At 61.2% G+C, this 7,152-nt stretch carries 6 protein-coding genes and 1 pseudogene; 2 read left to right on the top strand and 5 right to left on the bottom strand.

Annotation, left to right across the window (positions count from 1 at the left end; all coding sequences use genetic code 11):
• The first annotated feature begins 220 nt into the window (after nt 1-220).
• Nucleotides 221-2,200, top strand: a complete 1,980-nt coding sequence (locus tag FJ430_RS08255; RefSeq protein WP_140709455.1) for a M23 family metallopeptidase — start codon at nt 221-223, stop codon at nt 2,198-2,200.
• Here the strand turns inward: FJ430_RS08255 and FJ430_RS08250 are convergent.
• The 5 genes and pseudogenes from FJ430_RS08250 to FJ430_RS08230 form a co-directional block, all read right to left on the bottom strand.
• Nucleotides 2,197-2,595 (bottom strand): annotated as a pseudogene (locus FJ430_RS08250) (IS5 family transposase); the annotation flags it as partial. The gene FJ430_RS08255 and the pseudogene FJ430_RS08250 sit on opposite strands and share 4 nt — an antisense overlap.
• Nucleotides 2,596-2,599: 4 nt before the next feature.
• Complete coding sequence (locus FJ430_RS08245; protein ID WP_140709453.1) at nt 2,600-3,127, bottom strand: hypothetical protein; 528 nt, start codon at nt 3,125-3,127, stop codon at nt 2,600-2,602.
• Between the two features lie 109 nt (nt 3,128-3,236).
• Nucleotides 3,237-3,731: a DUF302 domain-containing protein gene (locus FJ430_RS08240; protein ID WP_140709451.1), complete on the bottom strand. Its 495-nt coding sequence runs from the start codon at nt 3,729-3,731 to the stop codon at nt 3,237-3,239.
• 63 nt (nt 3,732-3,794) lie between these two features.
• Nucleotides 3,795-4,670, bottom strand: coding sequence for an alpha/beta fold hydrolase (locus tag FJ430_RS08235; RefSeq protein WP_140709449.1), 876 nt, complete (start codon nt 4,668-4,670; stop codon nt 3,795-3,797).
• A gap of 183 nt (nt 4,671-4,853) precedes the next feature.
• Nucleotides 4,854-5,621 carry an alpha/beta hydrolase gene (locus FJ430_RS08230; protein WP_140709600.1) on the bottom strand — a complete coding sequence of 256 codons (768 nt, stop codon included), beginning with the start codon at nt 5,619-5,621 and terminating at the stop codon, nt 4,854-4,856.
• Between the two features lie 215 nt (nt 5,622-5,836).
• Between FJ430_RS08230 and FJ430_RS08225 the strand changes: the two genes are divergently transcribed.
• On the top strand, nt 5,837-6,799 hold the full coding sequence (locus tag FJ430_RS08225) for an AraC family transcriptional regulator (protein WP_181175543.1): 963 nt from the start codon (nt 5,837-5,839) through the stop codon (nt 6,797-6,799).
• Nucleotides 6,800-7,152: the final 353 nt, after the last annotated feature.

Genomic DNA, 7,152 nt, shown 5'->3' with positions numbered 1-7,152 from the left:
CGCCGCATTGAGGCGTGAAACCAGCCCATATAAAGAAGGCGCGCGCGTATGTGTGAGGCGCCCCCACGACAGACGACAAGAGCGCCGTGCGCAGAACGCATGATTGGGGATATCGGCCCCGGCATGCCGTTTCGTTGACTTCAACCGCCGTGACAGGCAAATGTCATGGCCGCAACGAGAACGACAAGCCGTTCGCCCGGGGAAGAAGCAGCCTTTCTGGATGCCAGACACGGAAGATGTCATAGCCGAACTCGGCAACGAGCCGCCGCTGATCGCGGACGGCCGCAGCGGTCCGCCGGACCGCCGCGAGGTCTCGGCCCGCTGGCTGTCGGGCACATTCCTTACCGGCGTGACCTCGAGCGTGCTGATGGGCGTGGCGTTGTTCGCCGCCCTTGACGGGCGCCAGCAACTGGCGACCCCGCCGGAAATCGCCGAGCTCATCGGTCTTGCCAGCGGCGGCGACGATTCCGGCGAGCAGGCAAAGACCACAAGGCTGGTAGCACCCCGCCAGATCGCCCGCGCAAAGGACCGACGGCGCATGGAAGTGTCGATGGTCACCAAGGTCGGCGACCGCGACGTTATCCACACCATGCCCTTCGTGCAGATCAAGATGGCCTTGGCCGCCGGCCACACCACCAACCGCCCCTACCCGCCGTTCGACCCGATGCAGGTGTTCGGCGACGACAGCGACGACAATGCGCAGCCCGCAACGGCCACCGCGGTCGCCGGGCAGATCTACGGCGCCAAGGTCGAAAGCGAGATGAGCCTGAAGACGGTCGATTTCCCGATCGAGACGGCTTCCTTCGACGAAAAGAGCGATCTTTCCGCCGACGAGGTTGAAAAGGTAGTGCGGGACGCCGGCAACGGTTTGAGCGACGGCGCCGTCCAGGTGGCCGCGCTGCACTATATCGATCCGCAGCGATTCGGCGATGCCTTCGCCGAGTCGATGGCCGGCTCCTATGACGTGAAGATCACGCAGGAAAATGTTTCGGTGGCGCCGCGCGCCACGCCCGACGATCAGACGCCGGCCTTCGCCGAGGAAATCATTCCCTTCACCAAGGATACCGATATCGCCGAGGCCTATGCCGATTCGGGCTACACCGGCGACGACGCCACCGGCATGGCGGAGGCGATCGGCAAGCTCTTGAACGCCCCGGCGCTGAAGGCCGGAACGGTGCTGCGCGTTGGCCTCGAGGTGCGCGGCGACATAGCCAAGGTCGTGCGCACCAGCGTCTACGACAAGACCACGCACATCGTCACCATAGCACTCGACGACCGTGGCCAGTATGTGCCGGCGCAGGAGCCGGAGGGCAATCCCGAGCTTTTGACGGCGTTCGACGATTCGCAGCCCATCGTGGTGCGCGGCAACCTGCCAAATGTCTATGACGGCATCTACCGCGCCGCCTATTCCTACGGCATGTCGAAAGCGATGACGCAGAAGCTGATCAAGCTTCTCGCCTCCGACGTCGACTTCCAGTCGCGGATTTCACCGGCCGACCGCCTCGAGGTCCTGTTCTCGCAGCCTGATGGCGACGACCAGACCTCCGACGATTCCGAGCTTCTTTATGTATCGGCGACCTTCGGCGGCCAGACGCGCAATTTCTACCGCTTCCAGATGCAGGACGGCGGCACCGACTATTTCGACGAAAATGGTTCGAGCGCCGAGCAGTTCCTGCTGCGCAATCCGCTGCCCGCCGGCAAATTCCGTTCCGGCTTCGGCGCGCGCCGGCACCCGATTCTGGGCTATGTGCGCATGCATACCGGCGTCGACTGGGCAGCGCCCATCGGCACGCCGATCATCGCCGCCGGCAACGGCGTCGTCGAAAAGGTCGGTTGGGCCGGCGGCTACGGCAAGCAGATCATCATCCGCCACGCCAATGGCTACGAGACCTCCTACAATCACCAGAGCGCTTTCGCCAAAGGCATCGAGCCGGGAGTGCGCGTGCGCCAGGGCCAGACGATCGGCTATCTCGGCCAGACCGGCCTCGCCACCGGCCCGCATCTTCACTACGAGCTGATCGTCAACGGCACCAAGGTCGACCCGATGCGTGTGCGTCTGCCGGTCGGCAAGGTGCTGAAGGGCGACGATCTCGTTGCCTTCAAGCGCGAGCGCGAGCGCATCGACGATCTCCTGAAGCAGGAAGACGGCAACTCGCTGAAGGTTGCCAGCGCCAAGACTGATTCGCAGCTTCCGAACTAGGGCGTGGACTCATAAGCGCGTAGCCAAATGGCGCGTAGCCAAATCCGAATGGCTGCGAGCTTGATGAACGCAAGGCAGTTGGCCGCGAGTTTGTCATATCGCGTGGCGACCCGCCGACATTGCTTGATCCGGTTGAAGAACCGCTCGACCAGATTGCGTGCCCGGTAAAGATAGGGGCTAAAGCAGGTGGGGTTCTTTGCGGTTGCGTTTTGGTGGAATGTTGGCCATGCCCCGCGCTCCCCGGCAAATTCTCTGATCCAATCTGCATCGTCTCCACGATCAGCGAGCAACAGAGCCCCTGATTTCAGATCAGATAGCAGCTCGGCGACGAGCCGGTTATCATGAGCCTCACCGATCGTCGGTTCGAGGCGAACGGGCAATCCGCCAGTATCGACGCACTTAGCCCTTTGTGGCGGGTACAGGCGGCACCGGCAGAATGATTTCGGAGGCGACCTTCCAGTCCTTCCCGACGCGAAGCCAATTGATGATCATTAGAAACGGTCTGGCTGTTCCGTCCTGCCCTGCATAAGAGACCGCGATGTTCATCGGCACATAGGACTCTGCGACGTCGCGCGTCAGGCCGACAACCTTGAACTTCGAATAATCCGGCTCGAGCACGACCGGACCGGAGCTACCGATATCATGCAGCTTTTGATCAACCGCCTCGTTGCCCCAAAAGCCGGCCCAGTTTCCCTCGGACTGGATCGCGCTCTTAGCCACCAATAAAGTCGAGGGCGATTGCCAGAACATCCCATGCAGAGCCTTGAAATCGTGGTTGTTGGCCAGTTCCATCAGCCTGCCGAACCTCGATTTTATCGCACTGAGGCTCGCAGCATCCAGCGGCTCTTTCCTGACGGCGGGAGCTGCTGCGACGGCTCCGATAGAAAAAGCTGAGGCAGCGAGGGCGACAAGAAGTGTCTTGTACATGCGGGAATTTCCCTTCCAACGTCTGGCTCGCGTCATGATAACGCCCTTCGCGTTCCGCGATTGATATGACTTACCCGCTTCGATCGACCGAAGACGTCCTCAGGACGATTTAGCTCGCGCATTCGCGCAGCAAGGCTATGATTTTCGTATCGAGAGCTCGAGCGACGGTAAGGGCTTCCGAACTGCCATAATGCAGCAGATAACCCTCCATTTTGTCATAAGAGACGTGCACCCCGTCGGTACGCTCATCAATAAGCACTGTGACTGGAGCGTAGGATCCAGCCTCGGGCACGTGCTTGACCATTTCTTTCATGATGAGTGGATTGCCGACCACAAACCGCATGATGTTAGGCGTCTTGGATCCGGTTTCGCGACGCAGAATATCGCCCAGGTCGAATTGCACGAAGAGCATAAGGTCCGTTCGGCCGAGGCTGCGTTGTACAACGCGCTCCAAATCCGGGAAGGAATTGGTCGCTCTCGTCTCTTTGAAAAATTCGACTATGTCAGGCTGTCCGACCGCGGACTTGAAGGCGGCCACAACAACGTCGAATGGTTTTGAGCTCGTGAGGCTGAAACGTTCCACCTCGACTTTGGCGATTGTCATTTTATCCTCTGTAACAACTCTCATTGATAAGGGTGCGTCCGATGGCGTCGGAACGCGCCTGGATCATGCAGTCGCGGGCTGCGCTTCTAGGAAGGTCCGGACGTGGCTGACGAACATCTCATGGTGCTGAAACAGGGAGCCGTGCCCTGAATCGGGATAGAGGATTAACTGAGCGTTGCTGAGTTGCTTGAACATTGCGTAGGCGTTGCTCGCGGGCAGCATGGTGTCGCGGCTGCCGCTGACAACAAGAGTGGGCTGGCGGATGGCGCGCAAAACGGCGTGCCCGGGATCAGGCGTGGCGCACCAGGTGATCAGAGCCTTGGCCTGCGGATCGGTGACCGCGCTGCCGTTGTCGGTGTCCCGATCGTCCTGACGCACCTTCGTCCTCTTCAGAAAAGCCAAGCCGGAGGACTGGCTGGCGGGTGAGTTCGTGAAGAACAGCGGCAGACGGGGGTCCGGCGCATCGGTTTGGGAAAACGCGTCCTGCAGAACCGCTAACAGGTGTTCCTCTCCGCCTTTCGGCGCAGTACCGACGAGTATGAGCTTGCGGACCAGTTGTCCGTGCTCGGCGGCGATCTGCTGAGCGACGCAGCCGCCGAGAGAAAAGCCGAGCAGGTCCACTTCGAAGAGACCGAGCAAGTCGACGAAATCGACAGCGTCTCGCGCCATCGCCGCGACGTTGTCGGGCGTTTGACCGGTCGAGCGGCCGACCCCTGCATTGTCAAACGCGATCACGGGGCGATCAGCGGCCAGAGCGTTGACGACGGCGGGATCCCACGCATCGATGTTGCCCGAGAAGTGCTGCAGAAGAATCAGCGGAGTTCCGGTCGCGGGGCCGAGACGGCGATAAGCGAAGCGAATTCCGTTGCCTTCGATGTAACGGGTCGGCGCCGTTTCGAGTGTGGCGGCGTCCTGGCCTGTGATGTCGAGTTGAGTCATGTCATCCTCCGGATGCTTGGCATAAAATGATCGAGTGAGGGATCGTCGTAGCGCCGCGACCGAGGCCTTCTCCAGGATGTCGCCGGCGCTTCGCCGCGTTTGCGCCATCGCGGTCCGAGGCGTTCCAGATTCCTCTGAGCGAGCGTGCACGCTCCCGGCGCGGAAGCGCCGGGAGCGGTATCGTCACTTCGCGAGCGTTGCCTTTGCGATGACCTCGGCGACTTCCTTCGCATGGACGACGAGCGAGGCATGGCTGCCGGCGACTTCCGTCGTCTGAGCCTTCATCCTGGCTGCGAACGACTTCTGGGCATCGGGCGCGATGACCTTGTCCTTCGTGGTGATGACATCGAACGTCGGCTTGTCACGCCAGGCTGCAATGGTCACGGGAGCCTCGAACGCAGCGAGACCCAATGGTATCTGCGCGTTGGCCAGGTGCTCGGCGATCTCGGGCGGAAGGTCAGCCGCGACCGCCGATGGAAACACCTTCGGGTCAATGTACAAATTGCCCTTCGCGTCGGGATGGATCGCGTTGCCGCCTTCAGTCGGCGGGCCGGCTTTTGACAGCGATGCCAGGGATTCGCCGACATCGGGCGCGAAGGCGGAGACGTAGACCAGCGCCGAAACCTTGGGATCGTCGCCGGCTTGCGTGATCACCACGCCGCCCCAGGAGTGGCCGACCAGAACGGTCTTGCCGGCCTGCTTCGCGAGCGCCTGTTTGGTGGCATCGACGTCGGCGTTGAGCGAGGTGAGCGGATTTTCGACAAGCGTGACGTTGTAGCCTTTTTTCGTGAGGATATCGGCGACGGGCTGCCAGCTCGTCTGGTCCACGAACGCGCCGTGCACGAGCACGATGTTGTGGGCTGCTCCCTTGGGCAGTTCGGCAGAATTGGCTGAGCCGACCAATGTCGATCCGGCCAGGAGTGCGGCGGCTGAGAAGAGGATATTTCGCATTGAATGGTCCTTTGCGTATCGGACGGAATGAGGTCCGTAGGGAAATGGGCAGGCGTTTCCACAAGGTCGCGGTTCTTCCATCTGCCGTTGGCGAGATGGTTGCCGCACGTGACGTCGGCCCGCCGCGGCATGAAGTAGTCTGCAGGCATTCCGGACGGTAGGGATCAATCGTCCGCATGTTGTGTCCGATCGTCCACCGGTCTAATCTGGGCGGCATGGATATCCTCGCCCAGGTGCTCGATCGTGTTCGTCTCGGCGGGACGCTGCTGTATCACTTCGAGCTGGGCCATCCCTGGAATCTGGAGCTGCCGGCGCGCCCTTACGCGTTGTTTCACTATCTCAGCCGGGGCTCGGCGACGCTTGCGCTCGAACAGGGAGAGGAAATCCAGATGACCGAGGGCGATTTCGTCGTCATCACACGCGGCGAGCCCCATGTGTTCTATTCGGATCGCCGGGCCGAGCCTTTGCGGATCGTGGATATCGATCGAGCGTCGTCGCGGTTTGGCGTCATTCGTCACGGCAGCCGCGCAAAGCCGCTCTCGACCATGATCTGCGGCAATTTCACAGTGTCCCGGCCGATGTTCGGCAGCGTGCTGGAGCTGCTTCCGCCTGTGCTCCTGCTGAAGCCGACGGCGGACGGTGGCTGGCTCGAAGCCATCCTGCGCCGCATGGTCAGCGAGTCCGCGCTCGAGCGTCCCGGCCAACGCGTCGCGCTTTCACGACTGACGGAAGTGCTCTTTGTCGAGGCGCTCCGAAGCTGGATCGCGTCCCTCGGTCCCGGACAAGGCGGCTGGCTCGGGGCTATATCTGATCGGCATATCGGACCGGCGCTCAAGCTGATTCACGAAAGCCCGGAGCGGCCCTGGACCCTGAGCGACCTTGGCCGTCGCGTCGGGCTCGGCCGCTCGGCATTTGCGGCGCGTTTTACGAAGCTCGTCGGCCAGTCCATGCAACGTTATGTGATCGAACGCCGGATGGCGGAGGCGGCGTTCCTGCTAGAAACCAGCGATGAGTCCATCGCACGGATTGCGAACCGGGTCGGCTACGAGACAGCGGCGGCGTTTTCGAAGCTGTTTCATCGATATAACGAACAGTCTCCAGGCCGTTACCGGGCCGCTCGACGCGCCGGCGGAGGCCGCGCGCGGTCGGACGGCTCGGAAGTACAAGTATCCGATTGACCTCGAACAAGCGCCTTCGCCATATCTGCAACTTGCCAATATTGTTGCAAAAGTCGAAAATCGAACGACCCTAAAAATCTCGCGAAAGTCGATTGTTGGATCTGCCCGCTGCTGCATCGCTTTTCAAGGCTACGACGAAGATCCGTGAGCGATTTTAGGTGAAACGATACGGTCCCTCATATCGTCGCGCCCAAAAGGCATCAGCGGCTCTGGGATTTTTCCTTCGCCACCCCAAAAAAGACTTTTGCAACAATATCTGCCCTGAGCGGCTCTTCGTCTCAGATGCTGTGATGACAGCCGGATAGCGGATATGGGTCAAGCCGCGCTCGCGAGCCTCGATTTTATGGGTACAC

Origin of the sequence: Mesorhizobium sp. B2-8-5 (genome assembly GCF_006440675.2) — a bacterium.
Taxonomy (GTDB): domain Bacteria; phylum Pseudomonadota; class Alphaproteobacteria; order Rhizobiales; family Rhizobiaceae; genus Mesorhizobium.
The sequence above is the reverse complement of the archived record's forward strand: the minus strand, read 5'-3'. Positions and strand labels throughout refer to the sequence as shown.

What these genes read in the sequence shown, in the direction of transcription:
- FJ430_RS08255 (WP_140709455.1), top strand. Translation starts at nt 221, where the DNA reads ATGCCAGACACGGAAGATGTCATAGCCGAACTCGGCAACGAGCCGCCG.
- FJ430_RS08245 (WP_140709453.1), bottom strand. Translation starts at nt 3,127, where the DNA reads ATGTACAAGACACTTCTTGTCGCCCTCGCTGCCTCAGCTTTTTCTATC.
- FJ430_RS08240 (WP_140709451.1), bottom strand. Translation starts at nt 3,731, where the DNA reads ATGACAATCGCCAAAGTCGAGGTGGAACGTTTCAGCCTCACGAGCTCA.
- FJ430_RS08235 (WP_140709449.1), bottom strand. Translation starts at nt 4,670, where the DNA reads ATGACTCAACTCGACATCACAGGCCAGGACGCCGCCACACTCGAAACG.
- FJ430_RS08230 (WP_140709600.1), bottom strand. Translation starts at nt 5,621, where the DNA reads ATGCGAAATATCCTCTTCTCAGCCGCCGCACTCCTGGCCGGATCGACA.
- FJ430_RS08225 (WP_181175543.1), top strand. Translation starts at nt 5,837, where the DNA reads ATGGATATCCTCGCCCAGGTGCTCGATCGTGTTCGTCTCGGCGGGACG.